The sequence below is a fragment of the Enterobacter sp. fkY84-1 genome (assembly GCF_052974705.1).
In genome coordinates, this window is record NZ_CP169393.1 from 2,554,090 (window position 1) to 2,569,379 (window position 15,290).

Annotated in this window: 17 protein-coding genes and 1 pseudogene; 9 read left to right on the plus strand and 9 right to left on the minus strand. The window is 51.9% G+C overall.

All coding sequences use genetic code 11. The features are described 5' to 3' along the window. Window positions 1-296: 296 nt before the first annotated feature. The 6 genes from ACEPLT_RS12260 to ACEPLT_RS12285 form a co-directional block, all read right to left on the minus strand. Window positions 297-515: a hypothetical protein gene (locus tag ACEPLT_RS12260; RefSeq protein WP_014832178.1), complete on the minus strand. Its 219-nt coding sequence runs from the start codon at window positions 513-515 to the stop codon at window positions 297-299. Between the two features lie 303 nt (window positions 516-818). Further along, on the minus strand, window positions 819-1,268 hold the full coding sequence (locus ACEPLT_RS12265; RefSeq protein WP_014832179.1) for a carboxymuconolactone decarboxylase family protein: 450 nt from the start codon (window positions 1,266-1,268) through the stop codon (window positions 819-821). Between the two features lie 276 nt (window positions 1,269-1,544). Further along, window positions 1,545-2,231, minus strand: coding sequence for a replication protein P (locus tag ACEPLT_RS12270; protein ID WP_447088255.1), 687 nt, complete (start codon window positions 2,229-2,231; stop codon window positions 1,545-1,547). Further along, window positions 2,228-3,145 carry a replication protein gene (locus ACEPLT_RS12275; protein ID WP_181368153.1) on the minus strand — a complete coding sequence of 306 codons (918 nt, stop codon included), beginning with the start codon at window positions 3,143-3,145 and terminating at the stop codon, window positions 2,228-2,230. Before ACEPLT_RS12275 ends, ACEPLT_RS12270 begins: the two co-directional genes overlap by 4 nt. 84 nt (window positions 3,146-3,229) lie before the next feature. Further along, on the minus strand, window positions 3,230-3,781 hold the full coding sequence (locus tag ACEPLT_RS12280; RefSeq protein ID WP_045903090.1) for a toxin YdaT family protein: 552 nt from the start codon (window positions 3,779-3,781) through the stop codon (window positions 3,230-3,232). 4 nt (window positions 3,782-3,785) lie between these two features. Continuing rightward, on the minus strand, window positions 3,786-4,013 hold the full coding sequence (locus ACEPLT_RS12285; RefSeq protein WP_022651300.1) for a transcriptional regulator: 228 nt from the start codon (window positions 4,011-4,013) through the stop codon (window positions 3,786-3,788). 99 nt (window positions 4,014-4,112) lie between these two features. Between ACEPLT_RS12285 and ACEPLT_RS12290 the strand changes: the two genes are divergently transcribed. The 9 genes and pseudogenes from ACEPLT_RS12290 to ttcA all read left to right on the plus strand — a co-directional run bounded on the left by ACEPLT_RS12290 (window position 4,113) and on the right by ttcA (window position 12,339). Further along, window positions 4,113-4,505 (plus strand): helix-turn-helix domain-containing protein, encoded by a 393-nt coding sequence (locus tag ACEPLT_RS12290; protein ID WP_022651301.1) that lies wholly within the window; start codon window positions 4,113-4,115, stop codon window positions 4,503-4,505. 365 nt (window positions 4,506-4,870) lie between these two features. Beyond that, window positions 4,871-5,026, plus strand: a pseudogene (locus ACEPLT_RS12295) (hypothetical protein); the annotation flags it as partial. Continuing rightward, on the plus strand, window positions 5,019-5,183 hold the full coding sequence (locus tag ACEPLT_RS12300) for a YdaE family protein (protein WP_014832193.1): 165 nt from the start codon (window positions 5,019-5,021) through the stop codon (window positions 5,181-5,183). The pseudogene ACEPLT_RS12295 and the gene ACEPLT_RS12300, both read left to right, overlap by 8 nt. Window positions 5,184-5,323: 140 nt before the next feature. Then, entirely contained in the window at window positions 5,324-8,461 is a 3,138-nt protein-coding gene (locus ACEPLT_RS12305; protein WP_447088256.1) for a RecE family exodeoxyribonuclease, read from the plus strand. A gap of 9 nt (window positions 8,462-8,470) precedes the next feature. Then, window positions 8,471-9,556: a RecT family recombinase gene (locus ACEPLT_RS12310; RefSeq protein ID WP_234098967.1), complete on the plus strand. Its 1,086-nt coding sequence runs from the start codon at window positions 8,471-8,473 to the stop codon at window positions 9,554-9,556. 38 nt (window positions 9,557-9,594) lie between these two features. Beyond that, on the plus strand, window positions 9,595-9,837 hold the full coding sequence (locus ACEPLT_RS12315) for a DUF4060 family protein (RefSeq protein WP_020882485.1): 243 nt from the start codon (window positions 9,595-9,597) through the stop codon (window positions 9,835-9,837). Window positions 9,838-9,901: 64 nt separating this feature from the next. Beyond that, entirely contained in the window at window positions 9,902-10,114 is a 213-nt protein-coding gene (gene xisR / locus ACEPLT_RS12320; protein ID WP_014884030.1) for an excisionase family protein, read from the plus strand. A gap of 1 nt (window position 10,115) precedes the next feature. Then, on the plus strand, window positions 10,116-11,354 hold the full coding sequence (locus ACEPLT_RS12325; RefSeq protein WP_136431216.1) for a site-specific integrase: 1,239 nt from the start codon (window positions 10,116-10,118) through the stop codon (window positions 11,352-11,354). Window positions 11,355-11,403: 49 nt separating this feature from the next. After that, window positions 11,404-12,339: a tRNA 2-thiocytidine(32) synthetase TtcA gene (gene ttcA / locus ACEPLT_RS12330; protein ID WP_248248870.1), complete on the plus strand. Its 936-nt coding sequence runs from the start codon at window positions 11,404-11,406 to the stop codon at window positions 12,337-12,339. A gap of 42 nt (window positions 12,340-12,381) precedes the next feature. On the opposite strand, the gene dbpA is transcribed toward ttcA, so the two are convergent. From dbpA to zntB, 3 genes are all read right to left on the minus strand, one after another. After that, window positions 12,382-13,755, minus strand: a complete 1,374-nt coding sequence (gene dbpA, locus ACEPLT_RS12335; protein ID WP_447088257.1) for an ATP-dependent RNA helicase DbpA — start codon at window positions 13,753-13,755, stop codon at window positions 12,382-12,384. Between the two features lie 27 nt (window positions 13,756-13,782). After that, on the minus strand, window positions 13,783-13,965 hold the full coding sequence (gene ynaL / locus ACEPLT_RS12340) for a proline-rich small protein YnaL (protein ID WP_071530964.1): 183 nt from the start codon (window positions 13,963-13,965) through the stop codon (window positions 13,783-13,785). A 273-nt stretch (window positions 13,966-14,238) separates the two neighbouring features. Beyond that, complete coding sequence (gene zntB / locus ACEPLT_RS12345; RefSeq protein ID WP_046092028.1) at window positions 14,239-15,222, minus strand: zinc transporter ZntB; 984 nt, start codon at window positions 15,220-15,222, stop codon at window positions 14,239-14,241. Between the last annotated feature and the right edge of the window lie 68 nt (window positions 15,223-15,290).

Below are 15,290 nucleotides of genomic sequence, written 5' to 3' on the forward strand. Positions count from 1 at the left end.
ATACTCGGTGGGTGTCAAGCTGGAAGCGGGTGAACTAATACATAGGGAAAAGTCAGCGGGCCCGGCGGGTGCAAAGGCAATGCTTCAGTACTCAGTAAGATGCGGTAAACCGAGCAGGCTTAGATTGTTGGCCTCATTTTCGCTCACAGGAACCAGTTCATCTCTATCCCCTCCCACCAGCATTGATCCAATTAAATTTGGCTCTAAAAGCTCAGCTGGTATCGAACGGTCAGCGATACTTGCGCAGCAAACGTGCCGCGCATATACAGTGCTGGCTTACCTTTTATCAAACGTGCTCACGCCTGCATACCCTTCCCCCTTGCGATGTTAATTCTGTCAATGCATTCCCTTAATGCTTTGACTTGCTCAGGGGTAAGTTCAGATTCATCGATTGTGGCCAGAAGAGCGTTGAGGGAGCGCTCAATATCGTTTTTAGTCAACCGTAAACAGATAACCTTAACCCAACGTGGCGAGAACTTGCTGAGGCCGATTGCTCTTGTGATACGTAGTTTCATGAGATGCCTCTTAACCGCCAGTGGTGGCGATTTCAAACTCGCTTATAACACACGTGGAGAAGACTTATGTGATTATTTCGCCATAGAAATTTCTAAGGGTCGTTTCACTTGAGGACAACCAGGCTTTCAGTAAACGCCTAAATTGGTTTTCCAGCATGTCACACAAGCGCCTCGTCATAACCCGAAGCGGCTTATCAAGTGAAGGTAGTTTTTACGGTCATGCACAGGCTGGGATGTCATTTGTGTGCCAGAAGCAGACTTTAATATAGCTCCAGAGTCCCTTATGGGAGCTATTTACATCTGTCAAGCTTTAGCAAGCGGCTTCATTCGAAAACTAATACCCATACGATTAATGGCATTCATGGTGGCAATAACAATGGTAAGTTCAACCAAATCTTTTTCACCGAATACAGAAAGCGCTGCGGAATATGCTTCATCGGAAGCATGTGTTTCACTAACACGGGTAACTTCTTCCGCCCATGAGAGGGCAGCTTGCTCTATATCCGAGAATAAATAGGTAGCTTCTCGCCAGACAGGCACCAATACAATCTTTTCGACGGACATGCCACTCTTGATAAGATCGCGAGTATGTATATCTATGCAGTGTGCACAACCATTGATCTGGGAAACTCTTAAAAAAATTAAATGGATCAGCTCGGCAGGTAAACCTGTACCAGTAGTGGCGTAATGATGGAGCGCTGCTATAGCCTTGCCACCTTTATCGGAAACTTGAAACCAGTTTGGACGCTTCATCGTTATTTCCACCTTTTTGAGTTGTTTAAAATAAAAAGATGCCTCACAGAATCGCTACGACTGAATGACAGAATTTAAATTAGTACGTCTGCTCAGACGTTGTAATCTTAACCATTGATGTCATAGATAAAAGAGACAAAAAATGAGTAAAACGGTAGGACAATTATGGGATACCTCATGCAGTAAAACTGGATAACAATTTTTAAAAGCAAACCCTGAGTGTTGATAAAATCCACGGTAGAGTCCGCTTCTCGCTCATAACAGACCATTTCCTCACTATGCCCTGCCATCTGCTTTCATCCGTTGATATTTAGCTTTCAAAAGCTCCGCCGGTGTCGGCCCTTTCGGAGCAACTGGCGCAGCCAACGCCCGACGAATAGGCGGAATCGGCTTCCCGGCTAGCACCCGCCTTTCCCACATATTCATAATCTCGCCAGCTTCACGCTCAAGCTCTTTGTGGCTCAGTTGGCCATCGGTTCCGCGGCGCCGCAACTCCAGACAGATGTGATAATAAACCGGCTTCGGCCACGGATACTGCTCGCTACTCGGGTAACGAAACACCAGCTTACGCCACTTCCAGTACTCAGCCATGACGTCAGCGGTGGTGATCCCCAGCACGCAGCGCCCTTCCCTGCACCACTTGATGAACTGGCCCGGCGACGGCAGGAATGGACGCTCCTGGCGCCGCACCATACGCATGCCGGCTTCAACCTGTTCCAGGGTGGTGATCCCGTTTTCTTTGAAGGCCAGCACCCACTGACGGCGGATCTCGTTCACGTCTTCCTGGCTGCGATTAACCAGGCTTGCCGGGAACGCGGCCGCCAGCTGTACGAACAGCCCGTTGATAATCTGCGCCACCTTCTGCGTTTGCTCGCGCTCGGTATACTGCTCAGGCATGTTGTGCGCCACGCGGCGAGCCTGTTCCCGGTCAAAATTGCGAATGTTCTCTGCGAGGTTTTTCATTCCAGCACCCCGTCAATCCAGTCGGTGTTATGCAGGTCGATGCCGCCCCGGGATGGCTTTGCCGTTCCGGTTGAACGCAGCCGCTTCGTAGTGAGCTGATCCCACTGCTTGCGCAGACTCGAGGGACTCAGGATGTTGTCTTTCCAGAACTCGTCCCGGTTGGCCCACTGGAACAAATCACAAATTTCGTAGTGAGTGCGCTTGTCCTGGACACGCATCAGCCTGATGGTATTTGCCCATTCAGCCCAGTTGGGTTCGGATAGCGATGCGTTGACGGTGAGAAGCCTGTCGTAAATCCAGCGAGCGGCCTTGAGGTCTTCAGCTGATCCCCATGATTTACCTGCCGGGGTGTATATCCCGGCGGCAGCTTCTGGATGACGTGAGAGAAACTTTTGAGTTTTCTGGTTTCGGGATTCGTCAGAATTCCGAGACGAGGATATTTTATTATTGTTCTTGTTATAGTCTTGGGTGTCTACCGTTTCCGGGAAGGTTTTTCCCGTTTTCGGTAACACTTTTCCCGATTTCGGGAAGACTTTTCCCGTTTTCGGTTTGTCTAAAATCCAGGCAGAAAGGTCAGTATTTATACCGACAGTTTTCATTACGCCCTGCTTTTGACTGAAGATGATTTTGCGTTCTGCAAGTGATTTGAGCACATCAGAAACATGCGAATCACTCAACCCTGTAAGCTCGGCGATCACCGTGTTCGTAACGCGGTCCTGTTTCTTGTTCCAGCCGTAGGTAAGCCAGATCACCGCCTCAAAACACTGCCACTCCCGGCCTGACATTCTCAGACGAGGTTTGAGCTGTTGGATCTCGTTAGCGACCTTGGTATACCCGTTCGACAGGTCGGCCATACGACCTCCCGGTTGTTCGGTTCTGTGGGGGAAATTGATAATTTCAGCTGTGTTTGACATACTTAGCTCCGCAATTACACTCCGTTTTTGCACCTGAAAGTCGGTTCTGTTAGCGCAGACCGGCTTTCGCCTTTTCTGAAGTCTTCACATTGCCCCCAGCATGGTTGTGACCATCGCCAGCAGTGGCGCCGTAAGGTCCGGATCGATCCTGAACATTTCGAAAATCCCCTCTCCTAACTCCTTCAGCTTTTCCTTTTTCGGTGCATCGAGCATCAAAGCTTGCTTCGCCTCACTCACCTCTTTTTCCAGCCGGGCCATCCGGTAGGCAAACGAGTCGTTCTTAACGACACGGTCGCGGTATCGAAGCGGTAATACGGACATGATCGCGGGCACCAGCTGTTCGATGTTCTTTCGGTACGATGCGGAGTCTTCTTTGTTGTCGAGCCAGCGGAACAGCTTCACGTTCCAGACATCGGCCTGGCCTGAGAAATCCACGCCATCAAGTTGAAGTTCTTCCGCCGCTTCTTGGATTTGAAGTGCTACAGCTACGCGCCCTTCTGCCGCCGCCCAAGCTCGTACCGCTGAGCAGATATCGCGATGATCGATATCCTTCACTGCCGATTCGCTTTGATGACACTGGAATATCAGTGAATTAGAGGAAGCTCTGTTACTCTGTTGGAATGAAACAGTCTGCATTTTGTTAAGGCTCCTGTTTGGGTAAACCGTCTGTTGGGTTTGGGTAGAGATCTGGGCGCAACTCGTGCGGAGTTACGCCGGTAACCCCATAAATTTGCAAAACTCGATCTGCCGGGACGACGCCCTGATATCGATTTCGCCAATGACTAACAGTCATGGCGCTTACGGTTAGCAGTTGGGCTAAGCGCGTAGCAGTTCCTGCTTTAGTAATTGCTTTATCAATTGCTTTCATAAATAGCTCCTGTAACAACAACGCAATTAAACATTTTGTTTATGTTTATGTCAACATTTTGAATATTGAGCTAATAAACATTTGGTTTAGAATTCGTCCATGAAAGAAAAAACTCATCAGATTAACCACCCACAAGTTCAGCGGCTTAACGAGGTTCTTGAGCTCAAGAAGTTGACCAAATCAGACATGGCCCGTATTTGTGGCGTCAGTGCTCAATCGGTCAATAACTGGTTCGTACGTGGGACGATTGGTAAAAGCTCAGCGATTAAGCTGGCGGATGCGCTTGGGGTGAGCCTTGAGTGGCTGCTTGGCCAAGATGTTGGCGAGAAAGATGGACTGAAGCCGGACGAACAACGCCTGTTGGAACTTTACCGTCAGCTTCCCGAAGAAGAGCAACAGAACATGCTTCGCATCTTCGCGCTTCGCCTGAAAGAGCTGGACGAACTATATGATAAGTATATGAAAGGCCGGATTCGTTCGCAGGATGATTGAGTAATCCTTTCAGCAATGATTCGTAAAGATCTACTATAAGAAATGGCCATAAAGTGGCCTTTTTTTATGCGCCTCGAATAACTAGCACATCCCTTGTACTAAGCGTCCATTCCCCGGACTTCCTGCCTGTACCATTTCGTCGAATTTTTTGCCTCCAAAGAACAAAATTTCACTCTCCATAAGCATCATATAAACATTTTGTTTATTTAAAATTACTCATTTTGTTGACTGCAACTTAAACTTTGTGTTTAATCTAACTCAACAAGACGCATCACGTTCCACCAAGGCAGGACGCCCACGAAGTAGCCGCCGATGGCATACGAATATTCGGATGAGGTGGAGAGATTAACGCGCATCAGGTGTAAACGTTCCGCTGGCCGGCGATAAGGCAAACGAGGGTGAGAATGATTGATTTCGCACGCAAACCAGGACGGCAGCAGGCTGTAAAGCTGAACTTCTTCGAGGTGATTCTTCGCCGCCTGTGCTACCTGCTGGCGCAAAAGGGGAATCCAGATGTGTAACTCAACGAAATGCGGGTACTGCGGCAAGCCGGTTGAACCGGCGAAAGTAGTCAAAAGTACCCTTCTCTATTGCAACGGCGCACAGCTGGCGCGCAAAGAAAAAGAATACTGCTCTGAACGTTGTGCTTCGTACGACCAGATGGCCCACGAGGCATAACGTAAAAGCCGCGCAAGGCGGCCCGTACGTCCGGTGCTCCCGACCAAAGTTACACCGGAAAACTACTTAAAAAACCAAAGTTCACCCAATGGGCGCTTTCTCTGGCCCGGGGATCTTACATCCAAAAAAGAGGATCTCACATGGAATTTTTCTATGTAGTTAAGGCTACGCAGAAATCCGGCAAAGAAGACGCAGTGATTTGGTTCACTGCGAAATCAGAAGCCCGTGCCAACCTGCAGCTCGATGTTGAGCTCGAAGATGCCGGTATTGAAACCGGACGCGGTAAGGATTACGCCAAACCGGTTCGCACCGATTTCCCTGTTTACAACGATCTGCCTGAAGAAAGCACCGTGGATTACACATGGTGCAAGCGCTACGCACTCCAGGACGATGGACGCACCTGGCTGCCAAAGGCTGGTGCTGAGTCGGCTGGCCCCGTGGACAGAACTGCCGCACCGGAAACGACCGTTGAAGTCGAAACTACCGTCGAAAGTATCCCGCTCGAAAACCGCACTCCAGCGGTCCGTTTTGCCGTCCACCTGACCAGCGACAAATACCAGTCACATATCACTAAAGAGCAGCAGCTGGCTGCCAGCGAAATGTCACTGGATGAAGGCAACACATATCTCCAGAACCTGCTGGTGGCGAAGAACGACATCCCTGAAGTTGCCGAACTCAGCCTGAACGCTGAGTGGAAATTGGTTCAGGCTATTAAGCAGGTATTCGCGTCAGATGAAGAGCACGAAGTTAAGCTGCTTGCTGCTTTCATGGCCGACTGGTTGAGAGTAGATACCGGCGACCGCAATCAGTTAGTGGCAGAGTGGAGAGACGGTAAGCTTTCTCTGCTCAAATCAGAAAGCACCAGCAACACCGGCGTAACAACCGGTCATGATCCAGAACCTGATAACGGTATCCAGATTGACGAGAATGATGACGAAGCCACACGTTATCCAGTCGTTCGTATGCCCTTCCGCAAGCAGCTACTCGCCCAGTTCACCGGTGAAGAATTGCGCCACCACTTAACCCGCAAAGAATACGAAGGTATCAGCGCGCTGGAGATGGACACTGACAACAGCTATGTCCAGAACCTGCTGCTGGCGGCAGAAAACTGCGAAGAGGTGAAGGGTTACGATACCAAAGACCTGTGGCGCTATACCGACGCCATTCGCAAAGTGTTCAGCCAGGAGAAGCGTCACGAACTCGCTTTGGTTCTCCGATTCACCAGAATCTGGGCGGCGACTGATTATATCGATCGCGGCATTCTCGTTCGCGAGTGGGCAGCCGGTAATCGCATCAGTAATGTTCAGCGCACCGATTCTGGCACTAATGCCGACGGTGGTTATGTAACGGATCGCGGCGAAGGCGCTCATCACACTCTGGACACTCTCGATCTTGAGATCGCATGTGCCCTGCTGCCTATGGATTTCCATCACTTTGAAATCCCCTCAAGCGTGTTACGACGTGCCAAAGAAATCGTGGCGAAGAAAGAAGAACCATGGAAGTCATGGAGCTCAATCTTACGCAATCAACCAGGCATATTGGCGGTGAACCGTGCGGCAATCTTCAATCTGATCCGTATCGCACCAGAGAATATCCACCACACGCCAGCGGCTCATCTTGAGTTTGTGAATAAAACCATGACGGTTGAATTTAACTCTGCTGTTGAATTACTGCCGTTGCCTACTCCTGTAGTTGAGACTGAAGCCCCAGTTGAACAACCGCAGGTTGAAAATCTCGGCAGTGGCGTGTTCTCCATCGATGGCCTGATTGGTGGAAATAACAATCCGGGCATCAATACCACCTCAAATGAAGTCGAAAAAACGGAAAAAGCAGCGGAGACCACCAGTGATGTCCAGATGGAAACGGCTAAGCCAGAGAAAGTCGAAAATACTGATCCGGTACAACCAGGCGAAGGCGCTGATGCAGCTAATACGCAAGCAGTTACCGTAGCGCCGGAAGAGCAGCAGTCAGAGCCAGTAATCGAATACCCGGCTTACTTCGAGCCTGGCCGCTACGAAGGTCTGCCGAATGAGGTTTATCACGCAGCAAACGGTATTAGCTCAACCCAAGTAAAAGATGCCCGCGTCAGCCTGATGTACTTCAACGCGCGCCATGTGGCTAAAACTATACCGCGCACAGCATCCAAAGTTCTGGACATGGGGAACCTGGTGCACGCCCTTGCACTGCAGCCGGAAACCCTCGATGCAGAGTTCAGCGTGGAGCCTGAGATCCCAGAGGGTGCTTTCACTACCACCGCAACCCTGCGCGAGTTCATTGACCCGTACAACGCCAGCCTGCCGGCACTGCTGAGCGCAGACGAGATTAAAGCGTTGCTTGAAGAACACAACGCAGCCCTTCCCGCTCAAGTGCCGCTTGGCGCCAGCCTGGAAGAAACGGCTCAAAGCTATATGGCTCTCCCTGCTGAGTACCAGCGTATTGAAGAAGGCCAGAAGCAGACAGCAACGGCGATGAAGGCCTGCATCAAAGAGTACAACGCCACCCTGCCCGTACCGGTTAAAACCAGCGGCAGCCGTGATGCGTTACTCGAGCAATTAGCGATCATCAATCCTGATTTGGTCGCACAGGAAGCGCAGAAACCGACGCCGCTGAAAGTGTCCGGCACCAAAACGGACATGCTCCAGGCTGTTAAGTCGGTTAAGCCCGATGCCATATTCGCCGACGAACTTTTGGATGCCTGGCGCGACAACCCTGGCGACAAGATTCTGGTTACCCGCCAGCAACTGGCCACAGCGCGGGCAATTCAGTCTGCACTCCTGGCGCACCCTACCGCTGGCATGCTGCTGACACATCCAAGCCGCGCTGTTGAAGTGAGTTACTTCGGCTTTGACGACGAAACAGGTTTAGAAGTGCGTGTACGCCCTGACCTCGAGATTGAACTGGACGGCGTGCGTATCGGTGCTGACCTGAAAACCATCAGCATGTGGAATGTGAAGCAAGAAAGCCTGCGCGCCAGGCTGCATCGGGAAATCATTGACCGGGACTACCACCTCAGTGCGGCTATGTATTGCGAGACCGCGGCGCTGGACCAGTTCTTCTGGATTTTCGTCAACAAAGACGAGAACTACCACTGGATTGCCATCATTGAGGCATCCTCTGAACTGCTGGAGCTGGGCATGCTCGAGTACCGCAAAACAATGCGCGCCATAGCAACCGGATTCGACACGGGCGAATGGCCAGCGCCGATCACTACCGATTACACCGATGAACTGAATGACTTCGACCTGCGCCGCCTCGAAGCGCTGCGCGCTCAGGCTTAAGGGGGATTTATGCATAACACTAACGTTACCGTTGCTGACCAGAACACCGTTATTAACTCCAACGTGGCTTTGTTCGATTCCCAATATCTGAACGCCATCAGCACGTTCGCACAGATTATGGCGCAGGGCACCGCCACCGTTCCTAAACACCTGCAGGGCAATCAGGCCGACTGCATGGCTGTAGCGATGCAAGCGGCACAGTGGCAGATGAATCCCTTTGCCGTGGCGCAGAAGACGCACCTGATTAACGGTGTGCTCGGGTATGAAGCGCAGCTGGTTAATGCCGTCATTTCACGCAGCGGCGTGCTGGCCAGTCGTTTTGAATATGAGTGGTTTGGGCCATGGGAAAAGGTCGTTGGAAAATTCCACATCCGTAAAAGCGATAAAGGCGAGTACCGCGTCCCGGGCTGGACCCTCGCTGACGAAGCCGGGATTGGCATCATTATCAGCGCAACCCTGAAAGGCGAGGATAAACCGAGAGAACTCGATTTACTGCTGGCTCAGGCCCGGACCCGAAACTCTACCCTTTGGGCTGATGACCCTCGCCAGCAGCTGGCGTACCTGGCCGTCAAACGCTGGGCGAGACTGTTCTGCCCGGATGTGATTCTGGGGGTTTACACCCCGGATGAGCTCGATGATCGCCGTGAAGAACGAGAGATAAATCCCGCACCGGCGCAGCACGTAAGCCTTGCAGACATTTCAGGTGACAACGTCACTACGACTCAAACGGCTCAGGAATCAGCTCAAAACATCGATGCACTTGCTGATGATTTCCGTGATCGCATCGAGGCGGCTCAGGATGTGGATAGCGCTAAAGCTCTGCGCGCAGATATTGAAACCGTGAAATCAACGCTGGGTTCTGCCCTGTTCACTGAGCTGAAAAACAAGGCCGTGAAGCGTTATTACCTGGTTGATGCACGGAACAAAGTCGAAGCAGCCATCAATTCCTTGCCACCTTCAGATGAGCCCGATGCAGCTGCGCGGTTCGCAGAAGTAGAGCGCGTTCTTGCATCGTCGAAACGCCATCTGGGCGACGAACTGCATGGTCAGTTCAGCATCACCCTGGCGGATATGAAACCGGAATACGTGGACTAACGAGATCGGGAGGGGAAACCCTCCCTCAAGGAGAAGAAATGCGACTGATTAATCGAGGCAGTAAGCAATCCCCTTTGGCTCGCCAGGCATGTGAAATCGCACTCGCAGCCCACCAGCAAAGATACGGCGACTATGGGCGCAGCAAGATGAAAGAGACCTATACGGTGAGAGTGGAAGGCGTGAAGGTCTGGGTTGAAGTGGTCAACTGCAAGGCAAGCTACGTGGCCACAGCAATGACCGGCATGCGCCGACTGCGTTCCCTGCCCGGCCAGGCAAACTGAAACTGAAATATCAACGACTACAGACCGGCATATCTATACTCATGCCGGTTACCTGAGGTGAACCATGTCGCAGGTAATTTTTAACGAAGAATGGGTTGTTGGCGCAAGACTCACAGAAAAAACAGGCCTGACCGAACGACAGATTGAGAAGTATCGTCAGGGCTGTTGGGTGGAAGGTGTCCATTTTAAACGGGTATCCCCATCTGGAGAAAAAACCTTGCGTGGCACAACCTGGTATAACTATCCGAGAATTAATCAGTTAATAAGGGATGCGTAAGATGGCAGCTTTGCCTACAGGTGTCGAAATCAGAAACAATAAGATTTGTATCTGGTTTATGTACCGGGGAAAGCGTTGCCGCGAAATTCTCAAAGGTTGGATTAACACCCCGGCGAACATCAAAAAAGCCGGGAATCTTCGGGCTGTGATCGTTAGTGAGATCAACCTTGGAGAGTTTGATTACCACCAGCGCTTTCCTTCATCGTCCAGAGCAAAAAAAACCGTAACCACTGTTTCAGTTCAAACCTTTTCAGAACTGTGTGAACTATGGACGAGCATTAAAGAAACCGAAATTAGCGCGAACACGATGCGTAAGACTCGCTCACAACTCGGTACGTTAATGCACATCATTAACGGAGATACGCCTGTTTCAACTATACGCCACAGCGACATTCTTAAATACAGAAAGGAGCTGTTGAACGGTGAGACACTTTACCTGGCAAATCCGAGAAGTAACAAACAGGGACGCACTGTGCGTACCGTGAATAACTATATATCGCTTCTGTGCTCCCTTCTTCGGTTTGCACACAAATCTGGCTTTATCAGTGGCAAACCCTTTGAAGGGATCAAGAAACTACACAAAGGGAAAGTAAAACCGGATCCTTTAACGAAGCAGGAGTTTAGTTTGCTTGCGGAATCCGAGCGTGGCCAAAGCCTCAATATGTGGACGTTCGCAGTTTATACTGGTGTCCGTCATGGAGAGCTTGCAGCTCTTGCCTGGGAAGATATCGACTGGGAAAAAGGTACGGCTCATATACAGCGCAACCTTAATGCGCTAGGAATGTTCGTCCCACCAAAAACCGATGCAGGTGATCGAGTTATCACGCTATTAGAGCCAGCACTAGAGGCCTTAAAGGCACAGCGTACGCTGACTTCGTTACAGCCCAAAACCGAGATTGTTTTTCATCACCGCGAGTATGGTGCGATGGAATATCAAAACCTGCGATTTGTTTTCATGCCCAGGATGCGCAAGGGCAAACAGAAAGCCTACTACTCTTTATCGAGTATCGGCTCCAGATTTAACGCAGCTGTAAAACGTGCTGGTATTCGCCGCCGGAATCCGTACCATACGCGGCATACTTTTGCCTGCTGGCTTTTATCTGCCGGCGCTAACCCGTCTTTCATAGCCAGCCAGATGGGGCATGAAAACGCGCAAATGGTTTATGAAGTCTACGGTGCGTGGATTGAAGAAATGAATGGCGAACAGGTGCTGATGCTTAACGATAAGCTCGCACGCTGAAAAATTTTTGCCCCTATTATGCCCCTATCGGCTCCGAAGGTAGTAATAAATGCAAGAAAATCAAGCAAATACAAAGAAAGAGCAATACAACCTGAATAAACTGCAAAAGCGACTGCGCCGTAACGTGGGCGAAGCCATTGCAGACTTCAACATGATTGAAGAAGGCGACCGCATCATGGTTTGCCTGTCAGGGGGTAAAGACAGCTACACCATGCTGGAGATCCTGCGTAATCTTCAGCAAAGCGCGCCGGTGAATTTTTCCCTGGTGGCGGTCAACCTTGACCAGAAACAGCCGGGCTTCCCGGAGCACATTCTGCCGGAATACCTCGAAAATCTGGGCGTTGAGTACAAAATCGTCGAAGAAAATACCTACGGTATTGTGAAAGAGAAAATTCCTGAAGGGAAAACCACCTGCTCTCTGTGCTCTCGTCTGCGCCGCGGTATTCTGTATCGCACCGCGACCGAGCTGGGCGCGACCAAAATTGCCCTGGGCCATCACCGCGACGATATCCTGCAAACGCTGTTCCTCAATATGTTCTACGGCGGCAAGATGAAAGGTATGCCGCCTAAGCTGATGAGTGATGACGGTAAACATATTGTGATCCGCCCGCTTGCCTACTGCCGTGAAAAAGACATCGAGCGTTTTTCTCAGGCGAAAGGGTTCCCGATCATTCCATGTAACCTCTGCGGCTCTCAGCCGAACCTGCAGCGTCAGGTGATTGGCGACATGCTGCGCGACTGGGATAAGCGCTATCCGGGACGTATCGAAACCATGTTCAGCGCCATGCAGAACGTCGTCCCTTCCCATCTCGCGGATGTGGAACTGTTCGACTTTAAAGGCATCAATCACGAGTCAGAAGTCGTGAACGGCGGCGATCTGGCGTTTGACCGGGAAGAGATCCCGATGCAGCCAGCAGGCTGGCAGCCGGAAGATGATGACAATCAGTTTGAAGAGTTGCGTCTGAACGTGCTTGAAGTGAAGTAAGCGATTAGCGTCTCAGAAACACCTTCTGAGACGCTTCATGCTCTATTTCAGCAGACGTACGCGGCAGGTTTTACCCTTAATTTTCCCGTTTTGCAGCTGCTTCCATGCCTTATGGGCAACCGCCTGGCGAACCGCGACGTAGACATGCGCCGGATGGACAGCAATCTTACCGATATCCGCCCCGTCCAGACCCACATCCCCGGTCAGTGCACCGAGAACATCACCAGGACGCATCTTGGCTTTTTTACCGCCATCAATGCACAGGGTCGCCATTTCGGCCTCGAGCGGCACAAGGCTGACGCCGGCTGGGGGATTCATCCAGTTCAGCTTAATCTGCAGCATCTCAGAGAGAATATTGGCGCGCTGCGCCTCTTCAGGTGCGCAGAAGCTGATCGCCAGACCGCTGTTTCCTGCGCGCGCGGTACGGCCAATACGGTGCACGTGTACTTCTGGATCCCACGCCAGCTCAAAGTTCACCACCAGCTCAAGCGATTTAATATCCAGACCGCGCGCAGCAACGTCGGTCGCAACCAGCACGCGGGCGCTGCCGTTCGCGAAACGGACCAGCGTCTGATCGCGATCGCGCTGTTCCAGATCGCCATGCAGCGACAGCGCGCTCTGCCCGGCGGCATTCAGGGCATCACAAACCGACTGACAGTCTTTTTTGGTATTACAGAACACCACGCAGGAGGCAGGCAGATGCTGGCTCAGCAATTTCTGCAGGAGCGGTATCTTCCCCTGCTGCGAGGTTTCAAAGAACTGCTGTTCGATAGCGGGCAGCGCATCTACGCTGTCAATTTCAATGGTAAGGGGATTTTTCTGCACGCGGCCGCTGATGGCGGCAATGGCTTCCGGCCAGGTTGCGGAGAACAGCAGCGTCTGGCGATCGGCCGGTGCAAAACGGATCACCTCGTCAATGGCATCGCTGAAACCCATGTCCAGCATGCGATCGGCCTCATCCATGACCAGCGTTTGTAGCGCATCCAGCGAGACGGTGCCCTTCTGCAGATGATCGAGCAGACGGCCAGGCGTCGCGACAATAATGTGCGGGGCATGCTGGAGCGAATCACGCTGGGTGCCGAACGGCTGCCCGCCGCAGAGGGTTAAGATCTTGGTATTGGGCAGGAAACGCGCCAGGCGACGCAGTTCACCCGCAACCTGGTCTGCCAGCTCGCGGGTCGGACACAGCACCAAAGACTGGGTCTGAAAAAGCGCCGCATCGATATGCTGCAACAGGCCAAGGCCAAAGGCCGCCGTTTTCCCACTGCCCGTTTTCGCCTGCACGCGCACGTCACGGCCCTCAAGAATGGCGGGTAAGGCGGCCGCCTGAACAGGCGTCATCGTGAGGTATCCCAACTCGTTGAGGTTAGCGAGTTGGGCATCGGGCAGAACATTCAGGGTAGAAAAAGCGGTCACAATTGTCTCTCGTGGTGATCTTTGCGGTCAGATGGCGCGTATCCTCGCAGATCTCGCGGTCCGATGCGACAATTTAATCGGTTCTTCATCGGGCGGCGGGTCGGGCATCGGCTGGGGACGCGGGATGGGATCGGGCATAGGTACCGGATCGCTGGGGATAGGATCGGATTGACGCGATTGTGGCAGTAGCAGAGCGTTAAGGATGCTCATCATTCCCTCCATAATTTGCTGTCATCCCTTTTAGGGTAGACGCTCAGAATCAGGAGGCAAAAAAAAGCCGACTATGAAGTCGGCGTCGTACGAATCAATTGTGCTATGCAGTAATTCAAAAAAGGAAGTAAGACAATATGGAGCGCAACGCCCATCGCTTGACGTTGCATTCACCTGCGGGAGTAATATTGCACCTTACGGGGTAGATGTTTATTGACTTCGCTCAATTAAAAGAGCGTTTTAATCCCGGAAAAAGATGAAAAAAGCGTAAATTTACAGCCATTTACTACGATGCAACCACCATGCAACACCCCCAATCAAAACAACTAACATCACGCAAAACGCCGTAAAACCGTAGCGATAAGCGCCACCCGGAATTCCGCCCAGGTTGACGCCAAACAACCCGGTCAGAAACGTGCTCGGTAAAAACACCATCGCCATCAGGGACATCGTATAGGTTCTTCGCGCCAGCGACTCCTGCATCACCTGAGCGATTTCGTCCGCCATCACCGCCGTTCTGGCAATACAGGAATCAATTTCATCCAGCCCGCGGCCCAGCCTGTCGGCAATATCCTGCATTCTGCGCCGATGGTCGTCGTTCATCCAGGCGAGCCTTTCGCTGGCCAGCCGCGCATACACGTCGCGCTGCGGCGTCATGTAGCGGCGCATAACAATCAGCTGCTTGCGCAATAAGGCCAGAAAACCGCGCGGCGGGATCTGCTGATCGAGCAGGTTATCTTCCAGGTCGATGATTTTGTCGTGCAGCTCTTCAATAAACTCACTGGCGTGATCGGTAAGCGCGTCACAGACGTCCACCAGCCAGCTGCCGCAGTCGATCGGCCCTGTGCCCTCTTTCAGATCGTTGACGATGTCATCCAGCGCCAGGACCTTACGCTGTCGGGTGGAGACAATCAGCCCATCGTCCATATAGACCCGCATCGCCACCAGCTGATCCGGACGTTCATCCGTGCTGCCGTTAATACAGCGGAGGGTAATCAGCGTCCCGTCACCCATGCGGCTTACGCGGGGCCGCAGGCTTTCACCCGCCAGCGCATCGCGCACGTTATTGGGCAAGAGCGGGGTCGACGCCAGCCAGTCAGCGCTTTCCGGATGGGTATAGTTCAGATGCAGCCAGCAGGGATGCGCACTGTCGATCACATCATTATCTTCCAGCGGTCGGGCACCGCCGCGGCCGTCCAGCACCCACGCAAAAACTGCGTCAGGAACGTTAAGTTCAGATCCTTTAATGCTTTCCACAGCACCTCCACCTTTTTAACTCTTTCGGTGTCAGTCTAGCTTTCATGAGGGGTTAAGCAACAACTATG